The 14,900-nt window shown below is 70.7% G+C and carries 17 protein-coding genes and 1 riboswitch; of the genes, 10 read left to right on the forward strand and 7 right to left on the reverse strand.

The window, feature by feature from the left end; translation table 11 throughout:
• Together AC067M_RS23670 and bioB are read right to left on the reverse strand one after the other, a co-directional pair.
• Positions 1-1,281 (reverse strand): adenosylmethionine--8-amino-7-oxononanoate transaminase, encoded by a 1,281-nt coding sequence (locus tag AC067M_RS23670; RefSeq protein ID WP_478699004.1) that lies wholly within the window; start codon positions 1,279-1,281, stop codon positions 1-3.
• The gene (bioB, locus tag AC067M_RS23675) at positions 1,274-2,518 is read right to left on the reverse strand and encodes a biotin synthase BioB (protein WP_478699005.1); all 1,245 of its coding nucleotides are present in this window, start codon (positions 2,516-2,518) and stop codon (positions 1,274-1,276) included. The genes AC067M_RS23670 and bioB overlap by 8 nt, the downstream gene beginning before the upstream one ends.
• Before the next feature lie 147 nt (positions 2,519-2,665).
• On the opposite strand from bioB, the gene AC067M_RS23680 reads away from it, so the two are divergent.
• Positions 2,666-3,793, forward strand: coding sequence for an 8-amino-7-oxononanoate synthase (locus AC067M_RS23680; protein WP_478699006.1), 1,128 nt, complete (start codon positions 2,666-2,668; stop codon positions 3,791-3,793).
• 48 nt (positions 3,794-3,841) lie between these two features.
• On the opposite strand, the gene AC067M_RS23685 is transcribed toward AC067M_RS23680, so the two are convergent.
• Positions 3,842-4,066 carry a DUF397 domain-containing protein gene (locus AC067M_RS23685; RefSeq protein WP_478699007.1) on the reverse strand — a complete coding sequence of 75 codons (225 nt, stop codon included), beginning with the start codon at positions 4,064-4,066 and terminating at the stop codon, positions 3,842-3,844.
• Positions 4,067-4,075: 9 nt separating this feature from the next.
• Positions 4,076-4,933 carry a helix-turn-helix domain-containing protein gene (locus AC067M_RS23690; protein ID WP_478699008.1) on the reverse strand — a complete coding sequence of 286 codons (858 nt, stop codon included), beginning with the start codon at positions 4,931-4,933 and terminating at the stop codon, positions 4,076-4,078.
• A 213-nt stretch (positions 4,934-5,146) separates the two neighbouring features.
• On the opposite strand from AC067M_RS23690, the gene AC067M_RS23695 reads away from it, so the two are divergent.
• On the forward strand, positions 5,147-5,605 hold the full coding sequence (locus AC067M_RS23695) for an ATP-binding protein (protein ID WP_478699009.1): 459 nt from the start codon (positions 5,147-5,149) through the stop codon (positions 5,603-5,605).
• Positions 5,606-5,776: 171 nt separating this feature from the next.
• On the opposite strand, the gene AC067M_RS23700 is transcribed toward AC067M_RS23695, so the two are convergent.
• The 3 genes from AC067M_RS23700 to AC067M_RS23710 form a co-directional block, all read right to left on the reverse strand.
• Positions 5,777-6,259, reverse strand: coding sequence for a C40 family peptidase (locus AC067M_RS23700; protein ID WP_478699010.1), 483 nt, complete (start codon positions 6,257-6,259; stop codon positions 5,777-5,779).
• A 3-nt stretch (positions 6,260-6,262) separates the two neighbouring features.
• Positions 6,263-6,398, reverse strand: a riboswitch (cyclic di-AMP (ydaO/yuaA leader).
• Between the two features lie 416 nt (positions 6,399-6,814).
• The gene (locus AC067M_RS23705; protein WP_389426125.1) at positions 6,815-7,123 is read right to left on the reverse strand and encodes a hypothetical protein; all 309 of its coding nucleotides are present in this window, start codon (positions 7,121-7,123) and stop codon (positions 6,815-6,817) included.
• A 7-nt stretch (positions 7,124-7,130) separates the two neighbouring features.
• Positions 7,131-7,766, reverse strand: a complete 636-nt coding sequence (locus AC067M_RS23710; RefSeq protein WP_478699115.1) for an ATP-dependent Clp protease proteolytic subunit — start codon at positions 7,764-7,766, stop codon at positions 7,131-7,133.
• A gap of 77 nt (positions 7,767-7,843) precedes the next feature.
• Here AC067M_RS23710 and AC067M_RS23715 point away from each other — a divergent pair, with 77 nt between their 5' ends.
• The 8 genes from AC067M_RS23715 (at position 7,844) to AC067M_RS23750 (ending at position 14,848) form a co-directional block, all read left to right on the forward strand.
• A complete protein-coding gene (locus AC067M_RS23715) occupies positions 7,844-8,125 on the forward strand; it encodes a type II toxin-antitoxin system Phd/YefM family antitoxin (RefSeq protein ID WP_478699011.1) in 282 nt (93 codons plus the stop codon).
• A gap of 340 nt (positions 8,126-8,465) precedes the next feature.
• A complete protein-coding gene (locus AC067M_RS23720; protein ID WP_053751073.1) occupies positions 8,466-8,768 on the forward strand; it encodes an urease subunit gamma in 303 nt (100 codons plus the stop codon).
• A 13-nt stretch (positions 8,769-8,781) separates the two neighbouring features.
• Complete coding sequence (locus AC067M_RS23725) at positions 8,782-9,093, forward strand: urease subunit beta (RefSeq protein ID WP_478699012.1); 312 nt, start codon at positions 8,782-8,784, stop codon at positions 9,091-9,093.
• Positions 9,086-10,807, forward strand: coding sequence for an urease subunit alpha (locus tag AC067M_RS23730; RefSeq protein WP_478699013.1), 1,722 nt, complete (start codon positions 9,086-9,088; stop codon positions 10,805-10,807). The genes AC067M_RS23725 and AC067M_RS23730 overlap by 8 nt, the downstream gene beginning before the upstream one ends.
• A gap of 13 nt (positions 10,808-10,820) precedes the next feature.
• Positions 10,821-11,495: an urease accessory protein UreF gene (locus AC067M_RS23735; RefSeq protein ID WP_478699014.1), complete on the forward strand. Its 675-nt coding sequence runs from the start codon at positions 10,821-10,823 to the stop codon at positions 11,493-11,495.
• 182 nt (positions 11,496-11,677) lie between these two features.
• Entirely contained in the window at positions 11,678-12,355 is a 678-nt protein-coding gene (gene ureG / locus AC067M_RS23740; protein WP_478699015.1) for an urease accessory protein UreG, read from the forward strand.
• A complete protein-coding gene (locus AC067M_RS23745) occupies positions 12,343-13,110 on the forward strand; it encodes an urease accessory protein UreD (RefSeq protein WP_478699016.1) in 768 nt (255 codons plus the stop codon). The genes ureG and AC067M_RS23745 overlap by 13 nt, the downstream gene beginning before the upstream one ends.
• Before the next feature lie 142 nt (positions 13,111-13,252).
• Positions 13,253-14,848: an alpha/beta hydrolase gene (locus tag AC067M_RS23750; protein ID WP_478699017.1), complete on the forward strand. Its 1,596-nt coding sequence runs from the start codon at positions 13,253-13,255 to the stop codon at positions 14,846-14,848.
• Positions 14,849-14,900: the final 52 nt, after the last annotated feature.

Consider the following 14,900-nt stretch of genomic DNA (forward strand, 5'->3'; position numbering starts at 1 on the left):
TCATCCCTCCCGCGCCGCCGCGCACACGGCCCGCGCGATCCGGGCCACGTCCTCGTCACCCGTGACGTACGGCGGCATCGTGTAGATCAGGTCCCGGAACGGCCGCAGCCACACGCCCTCGCGCACGGCGGCGTCCGTGGCGGCCTTCATGTCCACGGAGTGGTCGAGCTGCACGACGCCGATGGCACCGAGCACCCGTACGTCCGTCACACCCGGCACCTCGAGAGCGGGCGCCAGACCCTCCCGCAGGCCGGCCTCGATCCGCTTGACCTCGGACAGCCAGTCCTGCCCGAGCAGCAGGTCGATCGACGCGCACGCCACGGCCGCCGCCAGCGGGTTGCCCATGAACGTCGGACCGTGCGCCAGCACCGGCACCTCGCCGCGCGAGATCCCGTCGGCCACCCGAGGCGTGCACAGCGTCGCCGCCATCGTCAGATAGCCGCCGGTCAGCGCCTTGCCGACACACATCACGTCCGGCGTCACCGCCGCGTGCTCCGCCGCGAACAGCGCTCCCGTACGCCCGAAACCGGTCGCGATCTCGTCGAACACCAGCAGCACGTCGTGCGCGTCGCACGCCTCCCGCAGCACCCGCAGATACGCGGGGGAGTGGAACCGCATCCCGCCGGCGCCCTGTACCACCGGCTCGACGATCACCGCGGCCAGCTCGTCGGCGTGCCGTGCGATCGTGGCGCGCAACTCCTGCGCGTACGACTCCTCGTACGCGACCGGCGGCGGGCCCACGAACACCTGCCGGGGCAGCACGCCGGTCCACAGCTCGTGCATCCCGCCCTCGGGGTCGCACACCGACATCGGCTGCCAGGTGTCCCCGTGGTAACCGCCACGCCAGGTCAGCAGCCGCTGCTTCGACGGGCGGCCGAGCGAACGCCAGTACTGCAGGCACATCTTGACCGCGACCTCGACCGACACCGACCCGGAGTCCGCGAGGAAGACGTGCTCCAGACCGTCGGGTGAGATGTCGACAAGTCGCTTCGCCAACCGTACGGCGGGCTCGTGGGTGAGCCCGCCGAACATCACGTGGCTCATCCGCCCGACCTGCCCGCGCGCGGCCTCGTTCAGCACCGGGTGGTTGTAGCCGTGGATCGCCGACCACCAGGACGACATGCCGTCGACCAGCTCGCCCGCGCCGTCCGCGAGCCGCAGCCGCACCCCGCTCGCCGACTCCACGACGAGCGGGTCAACGCGACCGGGCATCGGACCGTACGGATGCCACACATGCCGCCGGTCGAGCTCGAGCAGCTCGGAGACGTCCAGCTCAGGCATTGGGCGCGAGGTCCGTACCGGCACCACGGCGGCGCACGGCGACCAGATCCGTACGGGCCTCGTTGGCCGAGAGCGTGGAAGTGGCCGAGGACGCGGCAGCGGGTGCGCTGCCGCACACACCACCGCCCGCGTGAGAGCCACAGCCCGCGCCCTCGTGCGACCCGCAGCCCGCGCCCTCGTGCGACCCGCAGCCGCCACCGCTCGCGTGCGACCCGCAACTCCCGCCGCCCGCGACGCGATGCTCCGGCAGTGTCACCTCGCCCGCACCCTCCACCTCGAACCCGGCGTCCGCGATCATGTCCAGGTCGGCCTTGCCGGCCTGGCCCTCGCTGGTGAGGTAGTCGCCGAGGAAGATCGAGTTGGCCAGGTGCAGCGCGAGGGGCTGCATCGTGCGCAGATGGACCTCACGGCCACCCGCGATGCGCACCTCGACGTCCGGGCAGACGAAGCGGACCATCGCCAGGATGCGCAGACAGCGCTGCGGGGTGAGGTTCCACTCCTTGGCCAGCGGGGTGCCCTCGAACGGGATCAGGAAGTTCACCGGAACGGAGTCGGGGTCCAGCTCGCGCAGCGAGTAGACCACGTCCACCAGGTCCTCGTCCGACTCGCCCATTCCGGCGATCAGCCCGGAGCACGCCGACAGACCCGCCGCGTGCGCCTTCTGCACGGTGTCCACCCGGTCGGCGTACGTGTGGGTGGTCGTGATGTCCCCGTACGTGCCCTCGGAGGTGTTGAGGTTGTGGTTGTACGCGTCCGCGCCCGCATCGCGCAGCCGCTCCGCCTGGCCGTCGGTGAGCAGACCGAGACAGGCGCACACCTCGACGCCCTCGTTCTGCTCCTTGATCGTCTTGATGGTCTCGGAGACCCGGTCCACGTCACGGTCGGTCGGCCCGCGCCCGCTCGCCACCAGGCAGACCCGCTTGGCGCCACCCGCCAGCCCGGCCGCCGCGGCCTCGGAGGCCTGGTCGGGTTTGAGCCAGGTGTACTTCAGGATCTCGGCCTTGGAGCCGAGCCGCTGGGAGCAGTAGGAGCAGTCCTCCGGGCACAGCCCGGACTTCAGGTTGACGAGATAGTTGAGTTTCACCCGTCGCCCGAACCAGTGCCGGCGTACCTTTCCGGCCGCGGCCACCACATCGAGCAGGTCGTCGTCGGACGTGGCCAGGACGGCCAGCGCCTCCTCGCGGGTCGGCAGCTCGCGCCGAAGCCCCTTGTCCACCAGCGTGTTCAGCAGGTCCATGAGAGCCGATCCTGTCCTACCGACCCGTTCCGGGCCAAGGAGAGTTCGTACAAGAGAGGCCATTCGTCGTGTGTGCATTGCCACACCATGGGTGGCGAGTCGTTTGGCTAGTGTCTGTCCACTGCCTACAAAACCCCCGGAGGACCCATGGTGTTCGGCTGGATCGACGAGCAGGCGGAACTGCGCCGCCGGGCCGGACTCGTGCGGACCCTGCGCCCGCGCCCCGCCGACTCGCCGCTGCTGGATCTCGCCAGCAACGACTACCTGGGACTGGCGCACCATCCGGAGGTCACCGAGGGCGCGGCGCGGGCGGCACGGACCTGGGGCGCCGGCTCGACCGGCTCCCGGCTCGTCACCGGCACCACCGAGCTGCACACCGAGCTGGAACGCGAGCTGGCCGATTTCTGCGGCTTCGAGGCGGCCCTCGTCTTCTCCTCCGGCTACGCGGCCAACCTCGCCGCGGTCACCGCGCTCGCCCCGCACGGCTCCCTGATCGTCTCCGACGCGGGCAACCACGCCTCGCTGATCGACGGCTGCCGACTGGCCCGGGGGACGACGCACGTCGTCGCGCACGCCGAGCCGGACGCCGTGCGCAAGGCGCTCCAGACGCACGAGGGTCCGGCCGTCGCCGTCTCCGACGCGGTCTTCTCCGTCGACGGCGACGCCGCCCCGCTCACCGCGCTCGCCGAGGCGTGCCGGGAGCACGGCGCGGGGCTCATCCTCGACGACGCCCACGGCCTGGGCGTTCTGGGCGACGGCGGCCGCGGCACCCCGCAGGCGGCGGGACTCGTGGGCGCCGACGACGTCGTCGTGACGGTCACGCTGTCCAAGTCGCTCGGCAGTCAGGGCGGAGCCGTGCTCGGCCCGGCCCGGGTGATCGACCACCTGGTCAACGCGGCCCGCACGTTCATCTTCGACACCGGCCTGGCCCCCGCGGCCGTGGGCTCGGCCCTCGCGGCCCTGCGGCTGCTGCGCCGCGAACCGGAGCGGGCGGCACGGGCCCGCGCGGTGGCGGCGGAGCTGCACGCACGCCTGACCGCCGCGGGTCTGGAAGCGGTACGTCCGGACGCCGCGGTGGTCTCCGTGCGCGCGCCGTCCCCGGAGGGGGCCGTTCAGTGGGCAGCCGACTGTCGGGCGGCCGGCCTCGCCGTGGGTTGCTTCCGTCCTCCTTCCGTTCCCGACGGCATCTCACGGCTCAGGCTGACCGCCCGCGCGGACCTCTCCGGGGCGCAGATCGAACGCGCTGTACGAGTGATCGGCGAGACGCGACCATGAGTCGGCGTGACACGGCCGTGGGTCGCCCCTGTTGACGGACGAGGGTGATCAGCGGAACGCGGCCGTGAATCCCGACCAGCTCTCGGGGGAGAAGAGCAGGGCGGGCCCGGCCGGGTCCTTCGAGTCGCGTACGGCGAGCAGCCCGGCGCACGGCCCTGAGGCCGGCCGGGCCGTCTCGACGCAGTTGTTGGCTCCCGTGCTGTAGCTGCTGCGCAGCCAGCGCACGTCGTGCAGATCGATGCTGGAAGGAACGTTCCGAGGCAGTGCGGACATAGTGCCTCCTTACGCGCCGTCACCTATCCCGGCGATGTAATCCAACGAGTCCTCGGGCGAAAGGGCATGGATCTGAAGGGTGTTGAAGGCCTCGCTGTAGGCCCGGAGGTCTTCTTTCCGTTCGAGGTAGAGGCTACTCGTCAAGTGGTCGAGAACAACCACATCCAGGTCAGAAGTGCTCGGAAAAGAGAAGATAACGAAAGGGCCGGTGACGCCGATGTGCGCCCCGGCCGTGAACGGCAGTACCTGGAGCCGTACTTGCGGCAGCCGCGCCGCCACCACCAGGCGTTCGAGCTGCCGGGCCATCACTCCGGGCCCGCCGACCTCCCGCCGCAGCACCGCCTCGTCCAGCACCGCGCTCAGCTCCAGCGGCGGATCCGCCCGCAGGACGACCTGCCGGGCCAGTCTGACCTCCACCAGCGTGTCGAGCCGGTCGTCGGTCACGCCCTCCAGGGCGGCCCGGGTCACCGCGCGGGCGTACTCGGGCGTCTGCAACAGGCCCGGAACCACCGACGTCTCCAGGGTGCGCATCGCGCCGGCCTGCGACTCCAGGCTGATGAAGTCCCGGTAGGTGGGCGGCAGCACCCCACGGTAGGCGTGCCACCAGTGGTGCCCGCCGACACCGTCGGAGCCCGCCAACGCGAGCATCAGCTCACGCAGTTGAGGATCGGCCACGCCGTAGACGTCGAGAAGTAACCGCACATCGGCTGGTTTCACCCCGCTGGTGCCCGTCTCGATCCGGCTCACCTTGGACTGGTGCCAGCCCACAAGTCGGGCCGCCTGCCCACTGGTGAGCCCCGATTGGGCGCGCAGCGCGCGCAGTTCCGCACCCAGTTTGCGGCGGCGCACCGCGGGACCGTGCTGCATGGGTACTCCTTACTCCCGACGAGCCACCCAAATCCGCTCCGTGGTCGTAGGGTTCACCGCTTCGAGCGACAGATATATGCACATCTTGGTGGATCGCCACCCGCGAGGGGCGAGGTAATGGCACTCTGACGACGAAGCACCAGTCCGGGACCGTACTCGAATCATCCGCTCCATGTCGGACTTGCGGTCCCGGGGGAAAGGGACGACGTCGCCATGGCAGACCATCTGGAAGCATCCGTCACTCTGCCGAGCGATCCCGCCTCGGTCTCCGCGGCCCGCGCCTTCGTGGTCGGCACCCTCGCGGAGTGGGGCCTGCCGGAGGAAGCGGAGGTGTCCGACACCATCCGGCTCATCGTCTCCGAGCTCGCCACCAACGCCGTGCAGCACACCTTCGGGCAGTCCCCGACCTTCACAGTCGCCCTCCGGCTCGACCGGGACGAACGGGTGTTCGTGGGTGTCACCGACAGCCATCCCCGGTTCCCCAAGCGGCTGCCCGCCGCCGTGCAGCAGGACAACGGCCGCGGCATGGTGATCATCCGCTGGCTGACCGCGGAGTGCGGCGGCAAGCTGAGAGTCCGGCCGACCCGGGAGGGCGGCAAGACGGTCTCCATCGAGCTGCCGTGGACCGTGCCGGCCGAGCCGGTGACAACGGTGGGGCAGCAGGAACAGTAACCCCGGGTCCAGATCTGGATCTACGTCCACAACTACTTCAGCACCTGCGTGCGGGGCCCCGCACACCGCGCGCCGACGGCCCAGGGCGTCCGTGTGGAGCCCTGGGAGCCGTCGGACCGAGCCGAGGACCGCTGCCGGCGCTTCAGGACGCCGGCACCGCCCTCGGGAGGGTCACTTGACCCGGCCGTACCAGACGTTCTTCGTCCAGAGCTTCTGCAGCTTCACCACGTCCCCGGTCTTCGGGGCGTGCCAGATCTTCCCCTTCCCGGCGTAGATGCCCACGTGGTAGACGCTGGAGCTGGAGGAGCCCGAGTGGAAGAACACAAGATCCCCGGCCTTGCGGCTCTTCACGGAGATGTGCCGGGTCTTGTTGTACTGCTGGGCCGCCGTCCGGGGGAGCTTCTTGCCCGCCTTCTTGAACGCGTACAGCGTGAGTCCTGAGCAGTCGAACCTCTTGGGGCCCGTGGCTCCGTACTTGTACGGTGAGCCCTTTTTGGACGCCGCGATCTGGAGCGCCTTCGTCGCAGGTGTCGCGGCCGCGGCGTCGGAGGCGATGCCGGGAACCACGATCGAGCCGCCAACGGCGGCGATGGTCAGGGCCGAGGCCGTGCCGGCCCGGGCCATCAGCGACGGGACACGATTGAGCGCAGTCATGCGCAACCCTTCGTCAGCCGCCTGTGAAGGATGACCTGTCGGATTCGGGCTGGCGAAGTGGCCCGGCCGCGTTGCCGCGGCTTCACCCCAAGGGCTGCTCGACCCGGTCATGGCGTGACCGTTCCGGCGACCCGTCTTGCTTGGGTCCTCCACTCCTGCCGATCCACTCCTGTCGACCAGTCATCCGGGCGGCGGCAGGACTCGGCGTCCGTCCGGATCGCCCCGCCGTTGTGGCGGGGGCTTGTCGTCAGTCACGGATCTTCACTCACAAGTGTCCGAAATACCCAATGGAATCGGGGGTTTGTGGCGTTACTCACCACTCACCCGTTCGGGTGGACAGTGTGGTGTTCGAGTGAGTGTCCAGGTCATGACGGGGCCTCGGACCAGCATGAAAGGGTCTCAGCCCCGGCTGACGCTACGCGCGTTGCGCAAGTCGGGAGGTCCCGGAAAAGGACCTTCTTCTACTCCGAACAGGGGTACTTCATTCGGTCCGTTTAGCTTCCGATCCGGACGTCCCGCCGAGGAGGCCGCGCGTCCGGACCGGACGCGGGTGAGTCAACTGTCGGAGAGCGGCGGCATCGTGACTCGCGCCGTACGACGCTCCCCGTCAAGGACGCGCAGCGCACGCGCCAGCGTTGGAGCGTGCAGCTCGGTCTCACCCCGCTGGTGCATGAGCGCCAGTGCGTCCCTGAGCGCCGTCGCCTTGGCGACGAGCGCCTGTGCGGCGCGTAGACCACGGTACGTGTCCCCGTGATGCGCCGGGTTGATTCGGCCGAGAAGGTCCACAACGTCCAGGTAACGGTCGATCAACTCGCCCTCGGCGCGCGTGAGGGCGGGCAGCGGTGGCAGCTCCGGAGGCAGCATCGGTGCCTCACCTCGCGCCGGGCGCGGTGCGGGAGGTCTTGCGGCTGGAGATGAGCCCGTCCACCAGGCCGTACTCCACGGCCTCCTGGGCGCTGAGGATCTTGTCGCGCTCGATGTCCGCGGTCACCTGCTCCGGTGTGCGCCCCGTGTGCCGTACGAGCATCTCCTCCAGGCGGTCGCGGGTGCGGATCAACTCGGCGGCCTGGATCGCGAGGTCGCTGGCCTGCCCCTGGACCGGCTCGGCCAGCGCCGGCTGGTGGATCACGATGCGAGCGCCCGGCAGCGCGAACCGCTTGCCCGGCGAGCCCGCGGCCAGCAGCACCGCGGCCGACGCGCCGGCCTGGCCGAGGCAGATCGTCTCCACCTCGCAGGTGACGTACCGCAGCGTGTCGTAGAGGGCCGACATCGCGCTGAACGAGCCGCCGGGGGAGTTGATGTACAGCGAGATGTCCCGGTCCGGGTCCTGGTACTCGAGGTACATGAACTGGGCCATCACGTCGTTCGCCGAGATGTCGTCGATCGGCGTCCCCAGGAAGACGATCCGCTCCTCCAGCAGCTTCGAGTACGGATCCATCGTCCGGTGCCCCGAGCTCGTGCGTTCGGTGAACTCGGGCAGGACGTAGCGGGCGGACGGTCGGGTGATGGCCATGGCGGTACCCCTCCTCGCAGAGCGCTGTCTGTAAGAAATGTACAGGACGTACGTGACGTTAGAATGGGGGCATGGCCTACGAGATTCCGGTGACGCAAGCCAGGGCTGAACTCGCCGACCTGATCAACCGTGTGGTGTACGGCGGTGAACGTGTCGTCGTGACCCGGCACGGCAAGCCCCTCGTCGCCCTCGTCTCCGCCGCTGACCTGGAACGACTCGACGAACTCGACGCGCCGGCGGACGAGCAGGTGATCAGCTCCGTCTCGGCCGTCCGCGAGGCCGGTTCCGCTCCCCGCGAACGGCAGCAGCGGTTCGGCATCGCGGCGGAGCACCGGGGGCCGAATCCGTCGTAGCGGAGGGCGCCCTCGTGGCGGCAGCTGCTCAGTACGGCGGCCCGACCGGCCATCCGCGGCACGTCGAAGGCGCGACCCGTCCTCGATGTCCACGGCGGGGGCGCGCGGCCGGCGCACGGCACCTCGGCCGCACCCGCCCCGGCCGAGGTGCTGCGGGGTGGTCTGCGTGGCCTGGTGAGCGTGTCGGCGGCGGAGTCGGGCGTCCGAAGGATCACAGGTCGGTTAACTTGCTTGAAACTCGTTCCAACTAGCCTGCCGATCCATGTGCCACCAGGGACTTTTCCTCGTGGCCGCGGCAACCGGACCCCGCACGGTCCGGAGCGAGGATGTGAGGTGGGACGTGCAACTGACCCCGCACGAGCAAGAGAGGCTGCTGATCCATGTCGCGGCCGACGTCGCCGAGAAGCGCCGGGCCCGCGGCCTCAAGCTGAACCACCCCGAGGCGATCGCCCTGATCACCTCGCACATCCTCGAAGGCGCACGGGACGGCCGTACCGTCGCCGAACTCATGGCCTCCGGTCGCAAACTGCTCACCCGTGACGACGTCATGGAGGGCATCCCCGAGATGATCCACGACGTCCAGGTCGAGGCGACCTTCCCGGACGGGACCAAGCTCGTCACCGTCCACGACCCGATCGTGTGACGGGGAGGCCGCCATGATTCCCGGAGAGATCGTCTTCGACGAGGGCCCGATCGTCTACAACGAGGGCCGCGAGGTCACCCGGCTCACCGTCCTCAATGCCGCCGACCGGCCCGTCCAGGTCGGCTCCCACTACCACTTCGCCGAGGCCAACCCCGGCCTGGAGTTCGACCGCGCCGCGGCGCGCGGCAAGCGGCTGAACGTCGCCGCCGGCACCGCCGTGCGCTTCGAGCCCGGGATCCCCGTCGACGTCGAACTCGTACCGCTCGCCGGCGCCCGTGTCGTGCCCGGACTGCGCGGGGAGACCAGAGGTGCCCTCGATGCCTGAGATCTCACGTCCCGCGTACGCCGACCTGTTCGGCCCGACGACCGGCGACCGCATCCGGCTCGCCGACACCGATCTGCTGATCGAGATCGAGGAGGACCGCAGCGGCGGCCCCGGGCTGGCGGGTGACGAGGCGGTCTTCGGCGGCGGCAAGGTCATCCGCGAGTCCATGGGGCAGGCGCGCGCCACGCGCGCGGACGGCACCCCGGACACCGTCATCACGGGCGTGGTGATCGTCGACCACTGGGGCATCGTCAAGGCCGACGTCGGTATCCGCGACGGCCGCGTCACCGGGATCGGCAAGGCGGGCAACCCGGACACCATGGACGGCGTCCACCCGGATCTGGTCATCGGGCCGGAGACCGAGGTCATCGCGGGCAACGGCCGGATCCTGACGGCGGGCGCCATCGACGCGCACGTCCACTTCATCTGTCCGCAGATCGCCGACGAGGCGCTGTCGGCGGGCATCACGACCCTGGTCGGCGGCGGCACCGGTCCTGCCGAGGGTTCGAAGGCGACGACCGTGACGCCCGGTCCGTGGCATCTGGCGCGGATGCTGGAGGCGATGGAGCAGTACCCGCTCAACATCGGCTTCCTCGGCAAGGGCAACACCGTCTCGCACGAGGCGATGCTGTCGCAGATCCGGGGCGGCGCGCTGGGCCTGAAGCTGCACGAGGACTGGGGGTCCACCCCCGCCGTCATCGACGCCTCGCTGACCGTCGCCGACCGGACCGGCATCCAGGTCGCCATCCACACGGACACGCTGAACGAGGCCGGGTTCGTGGGCGACACGCTCGCCGCGATCGCCGGGCGCGGCATCCACGCGTACCACACCGAGGGCGCGGGCGGCGGGCACGCGCCTGACATCATGACCGTGGTGTCCGAGCCGCACGTCCTGCCCAGCTCGACCAACCCGACCCGGCCGTTCACCGTCAACACCGCCGAGGAACACCTCGACATGCTGATGGTGTGCCACCACCTGAACCCGGCGGTGCCGGAGGACCTGGCGTTCGCCGAGTCCCGGATCCGGCCCTCGACGATCGGTGCGGAGGACATACTCCACGATCTGGGCGCCATCTCGATCATCTCCTCCGACTCCCAGGCCATGGGACGCGTCGGCGAGGTCGTCCTGCGGACCTGGCAGACCGCGCACGTGATGAAGCGGCGGCGCGGCGCTCTGCCCGGCGACGGGCGCGCGGACAACCGGCGGGTGCGGCGGTACGTGGCCAAGTACACGATCAACCCGGCGCTCGCGCAGGGACTGGCCCGGGAGATCGGGTCCGTGGAGACGGGGAAGCTCGCCGACCTCGTGCTGTGGGAGCCGGCGTTCTTCGGCGTCAAGCCGCACCTCGTCATCAAGGGCGGGCAGATCGCGTACGCGCAGATGGGCGACGCGAACGCGTCCATTCCCACTCCGCAGCCGATCCTGCCGCGTCCGATGTACGGGGCGATCGGGCGGGCGCCGGCCTCCAACTCGTTCAACTTCGTGGCACCGCTGGCGATCGAGGACGGTCTGCCGGAGCGGCTCCAGCTCGGCAAGCGGTTCGTGGCGATCGACTCGACGCGTGGGGTCACCAAGGCGGACATGCGGGAGAACGACGCGCGGCCGCGGGTGCAGGTGGATCCGGACAGCTTCGCCGTGCGGATCGACGGGGAGTTGGTCGAGGCGACTCCGGCGGCCGAACTGCCCATGGCTCAGCGGTACTTCTTGTTCTGATGGGTGGGTTCTGATGGGCAGGGCTGCGCTTCTCGTGCTGGCCGACGGCCGCTTTCCCGCCGGGGGGCACGCGCACTCCGGCGGGGCGGAGGAGGCCGTCAAGGCGGGGCGGATCACCGGTGCGGCGAGCCTGGAGGCGTTCTGCCGGGGGCGGTTGCATACGGCGGGGCTGGTGGCCGCGGGGCTCGCTGCGGCGGCCGCGGTCGGGGTGGAACCGGCGGAGCTGGACGCGGCGGCGGACGCGCGGACGCCGTCGCCCGCGCTGCGGGGCGCTGCGCGGAGGCTGGGGCGGCAGTTGATGCGGGCCGCTCGTGCGACCTGGCCCAGTGCGGAACTGGACGCCGTGGCGGGGGAGTTCCCCAAGGGAGTCCATCAGCCGGTGGTGTTGGGGCTGGCGGCACGGGCGGCAGGGCTGGGTCCGGAGGATGCGGCGTACTGCGCGGTGTACGAGAGCGTGAGCGGGGCGGCGACTGCCGTGGTGCGGCTGTTGAGTCTGGATCCGTTCGAGGCTACGGGGGTGTTGGCGCGGTTGGCGCCGGAGATGGACCTGCTGGTCGATCGGGCGGTGGCGGCGGGGAGGGCCGTGCCGGAGGAGGGGGTCGACGCCTTGCCTGCGGCTTCAGCGCCCTTGTTGGAGATCGGGGCGGAGGCGCATGCGGCGTGGCCGGTTCGGCTGTTCGCCTCGTAGGGTTCTCGCCCCCGCCGCCCCTGCCCGTTCCCATCACCAGGGGCCCTGCCCCTTCGACCCCGCCACGGGGGCTTCGCCCCCTGGACCCCCATCGGCCTGAACGGCCTCGTCCTCAAGCGCCGGACGGGCTGGATGTGCCGGACGGGACGGAAATGCCTCGCCTGCGTTGTTAGGAGCCGTACATGCATCTCGACCACTCCCACCACACCCCCTCCGCCCTCAGCGCCGACGCCCGACGCCCCGACGGCACCCGACGCGCCCTGCGGATCGGGCTCGGAGGGCCCGTCGGGTCCGGGAAGACCGCTACCGTTGCCGCGCTCTGCCGAGTGCTGCGCGACGAGTTGTCCCTCGCCGTCGTGACCAATGACATCTACACGCGCGAGGACGCCGAGTTCCTGCTGCGGGAGGCGGTGTTGCCGCCGGAGCGGATCACGGCCGTGGAGACGGGGGCGTGCCCGCACACCGCGATCCGGGACGACATCTCGGCGAACCTCGAAGCGGTGGAGGACCTGGAGGACGAGGTGGGGCCGCTGGATCTCGTGCTCGTCGAGTCGGGTGGGGACAATCTGACGGCGACCTTCTCCAAGGGGCTTGTGGACGCGCAGATCTTCGTGATCGACGTGGCGGGAGGGGACGACATCCCGCGCAAGGGCGGGCCGGGGGTCACCACCGCGGACCTGCTCGTCGTCAACAAGACCGACCTCGCCCCGTACGTCGGCTCGGACCTGGCCCGGATGGCGGCCGACGCCAAGGCGCAGCGGGCCGAACTGCCGGTCGTCTTCCAGTCGCTGAGGAGCGAGGCCGGGGTGACGGACGTCGCCGCGTGGGTGCGGGGGCAGCTCGCCGCGTGGACGGCGTGACGGTGAGCGGGGTCCGGGCCACCGCGCGGATCCGCGCACGCGACGACGGGCGTGGCGGTACGTCGCTGCCCGTGCTGGAGGGGGAGGGGCCGCTGGCGCCGCGGCGCACGCGGGGGAGCGGGGCCGAGGCGCGGGTCGTGCTGGTCGGGGCGATGAGCGGGCCGCTCGGCGGTGACCACTTCGTGGTGCATGCCGATGTCGAGGAGGGGGCGAGGCTGCGAGTCCAGTCGGCGGCCGCCACCATCGCGCTGCCGGGACAGGCGAAGAGCGAGGCTCGCTACGACGTGCGGCTCACCGTCGCTGACGGGGGGGAACTGCTTTGGCTGCCCGAGCCGTTGATCTCGGCGGGCGGCAGCGAGCTGTACGTCACCACACGTGTGGAACTCGCCACCACGGCGCGGCTCGTACTGCGTGAGGAGCAGGTGCTCGGGCGGGTCGGCGAGGAGCCGGGGAGGCTTGGCAGTCGGCTTTCGGTGCGGGTCGGGGGACGTACCGTTCTGGACCAGGAGCTGGCCTGTGGGCCCGGTGCTCCCGGTGGCTGGGACGGGCCCGCCGTGCTGGCGGGGCAGCGGGCCGTGGGACAACTTGTCGTCGTCCGGCCGGAGTTCGCCACGCGGCCGGTGGCCGCGCGGGTTGTCGGTGAGCACGCCGCCGTGATGCCGCTCGCGGGGCCGGCCGTGCTGGTGAGCGCCGTCGCGTCGGACGGGCTGCGGCTGCGGAGGGTGCTGGACGAGGCGTTGGCGTTGTTCGACTGAGACGGCGTCAGGTATCCGGTGTGCGGGACACCCGCTCCGGTTATCGGATTGGCAAAGAAGGTCAACAAACCCTGTTCCCAGGGTCCTCACAATCGAGAGGATCCCCGTACCTGTCAACACGAGGTACGGGGAGGGGCCCCACTTGAGGGACATCAGAGCGAACAGGCGTACGACCGCGCTCGGTTCGGCCGGAGCGGTCGTCGCGGCGACGCTCATAGCCGGAGCGTTCGCCGCGCCCACGGCGAACGCGCAGAGCAAGCCCGGGCAGGACCGCGAGGCCCGGGGTACGGCCATCGCCGCGGCACGGGCGGCCAAGGCGGGGATCCACTGGCAGGACTGTCCCGCCGACTGGGGCCTGGAGAAGCCGATCCAGTGCGGCTGGGTGACCGTGCCGCTCGACTACGCCAAGCCCCACGGCAAGCAGATCAAGATCGCCGTGGACCGCATCGGCAACACGGGCACGAAGCGGGAGCGCCAGGGCGCGCTCGTCTACAACCCCGGTGGCCCGGGCGCCTCCGGGATGCGCTTCCCGCGCCGGGTCACCACCAAGGCCCCCGTGTGGGCCAACGTGGCCAAGGCCTACGACTTCGTGGGCTTCGACCCGCGCGGTGTCGGCCACTCCGCGCCCATCTCCTGCGTCGACCCGCAGGAGTTCGTCAAGGCGCCGAAGGCCGACCCGGTCCCCGGCAGCGAGGCCGACAAGCGCGCCCAGCGCAAGCTGGCCCGCGAGTACGCCGAGGGCTGCTACGAGCGCAGCGGCGCGATGCTGCCGCACATGACCACCCCGAACAGCGCGCGCGACCTGGACGTCATCCGCGCCGCCCTCGGTGAGAAGAAGCTGAACTTCCTCGGCGTCTCCTACGGCACCTACTTCGGCGCCGTCTACGGGACCCTCTTCCCCGGTCACGTCCGTCGGATGATCGTGGACAGCGTCGTCAACCCGTCCCGGGAGAAGATCTGGTACGAGGCCAACCTCGACCAGGACATCGCCTTCGAGGGCCGCTGGAAGGACTGGCAGGACTGGGTCGCCGCGAACGACGCCACCTACCACCTCGGCACGACTCGCGCCGCCGTCCAGGCACAGTGGCTCAAGCTGCGCGCCACCGCGAAGAAGAACCCGATCGGCGGGCTCGTCGGCCCGGCCGAGCTGATCTCCTTCTTCCAGAGCGCGCCCTACTACGACTCCTCGTGGGGCCCCGTCGCGTCGGTCTTCAGCAAGTACGTCGCCGGCGACACCCAGGCGCTCGTCGACGCGGCCGCGCCGGACCTGTCGGACACCGCGGGCAACGCGGCCTCGGAGAATGGCAACGCCGTCTACACCGCCGTCGAGTGCACGGACGCCAAGTGGCCCACCAGCTGGCGCAAGTGGGACCGCGACAACACGCGGCTGCACAAGAACTACCCGTTCATGACCTGGGCCAACGCCTGGCTGAACCTGCCGTGCGCCACCTGGCCGGTCAAGCAGCAGACGCCGCTGAACGTCAAGACGGGCAACGGTCTGCCGGGCGTGCTGATCGTGCAGTCCGAGCGTGACGCGGCCACCCCGTACGCGGGTGCCGTCGAACTGCACAAGCGTTTCAAGGGCTCCCGCCTGATCACCGAGGAGAACGCTGGCTCCCACGGTGTGACCGGCCTGGTCAACCCCTGCATCAACGAGCGGGTGGACGCCTACCTGCTCACCGGCAAGCTGGACAGGGCCGACGTGACCTGCGCACCGCACGCCACGCCGAAGCCGTAACCGCCGTCGGGCATGACAGTGAGGGGCGGCCGGATCACACCGGCCGCCCCTC

This window comes from Streptomyces sp. NPDC043427 (assembly GCF_056436655.1).

Coding starts and splice junctions, on each gene's coding strand:
- AC067M_RS23725 (WP_478699012.1), top strand. CDS start 8,782: ATGATTCCCGGAGAGATCGTCTTCGACGAGGGCCCGATCGTCTACAAC.
- AC067M_RS23680 (WP_478699006.1), top strand. CDS start 2,666: ATGGTGTTCGGCTGGATCGACGAGCAGGCGGAACTGCGCCGCCGGGCC.
- AC067M_RS23735 (WP_478699014.1), top strand. CDS start 10,821: ATGGGCAGGGCTGCGCTTCTCGTGCTGGCCGACGGCCGCTTTCCCGCC.
- AC067M_RS23690 (WP_478699008.1), bottom strand. CDS start 4,933: ATGCAGCACGGTCCCGCGGTGCGCCGCCGCAAACTGGGTGCGGAACTG.
- AC067M_RS23670 (WP_478699004.1), bottom strand. CDS start 1,281: ATGCCTGAGCTGGACGTCTCCGAGCTGCTCGAGCTCGACCGGCGGCAT.
- ureG (WP_478699015.1), top strand. CDS start 11,678: ATGCATCTCGACCACTCCCACCACACCCCCTCCGCCCTCAGCGCCGAC.
- AC067M_RS23705 (WP_389426125.1), bottom strand. CDS start 7,123: ATGCTGCCTCCGGAGCTGCCACCGCTGCCCGCCCTCACGCGCGCCGAG.
- AC067M_RS23700 (WP_478699010.1), bottom strand. CDS start 6,259: ATGACTGCGCTCAATCGTGTCCCGTCGCTGATGGCCCGGGCCGGCACG.
- AC067M_RS23730 (WP_478699013.1), top strand. CDS start 9,086: ATGCCTGAGATCTCACGTCCCGCGTACGCCGACCTGTTCGGCCCGACG.
- AC067M_RS23695 (WP_478699009.1), top strand. CDS start 5,147: ATGGCAGACCATCTGGAAGCATCCGTCACTCTGCCGAGCGATCCCGCC.
- AC067M_RS23715 (WP_478699011.1), top strand. CDS start 7,844: ATGGCCTACGAGATTCCGGTGACGCAAGCCAGGGCTGAACTCGCCGAC.
- bioB (WP_478699005.1), bottom strand. CDS start 2,518: ATGGACCTGCTGAACACGCTGGTGGACAAGGGGCTTCGGCGCGAGCTG.
- AC067M_RS23685 (WP_478699007.1), bottom strand. CDS start 4,066: ATGTCCGCACTGCCTCGGAACGTTCCTTCCAGCATCGATCTGCACGAC.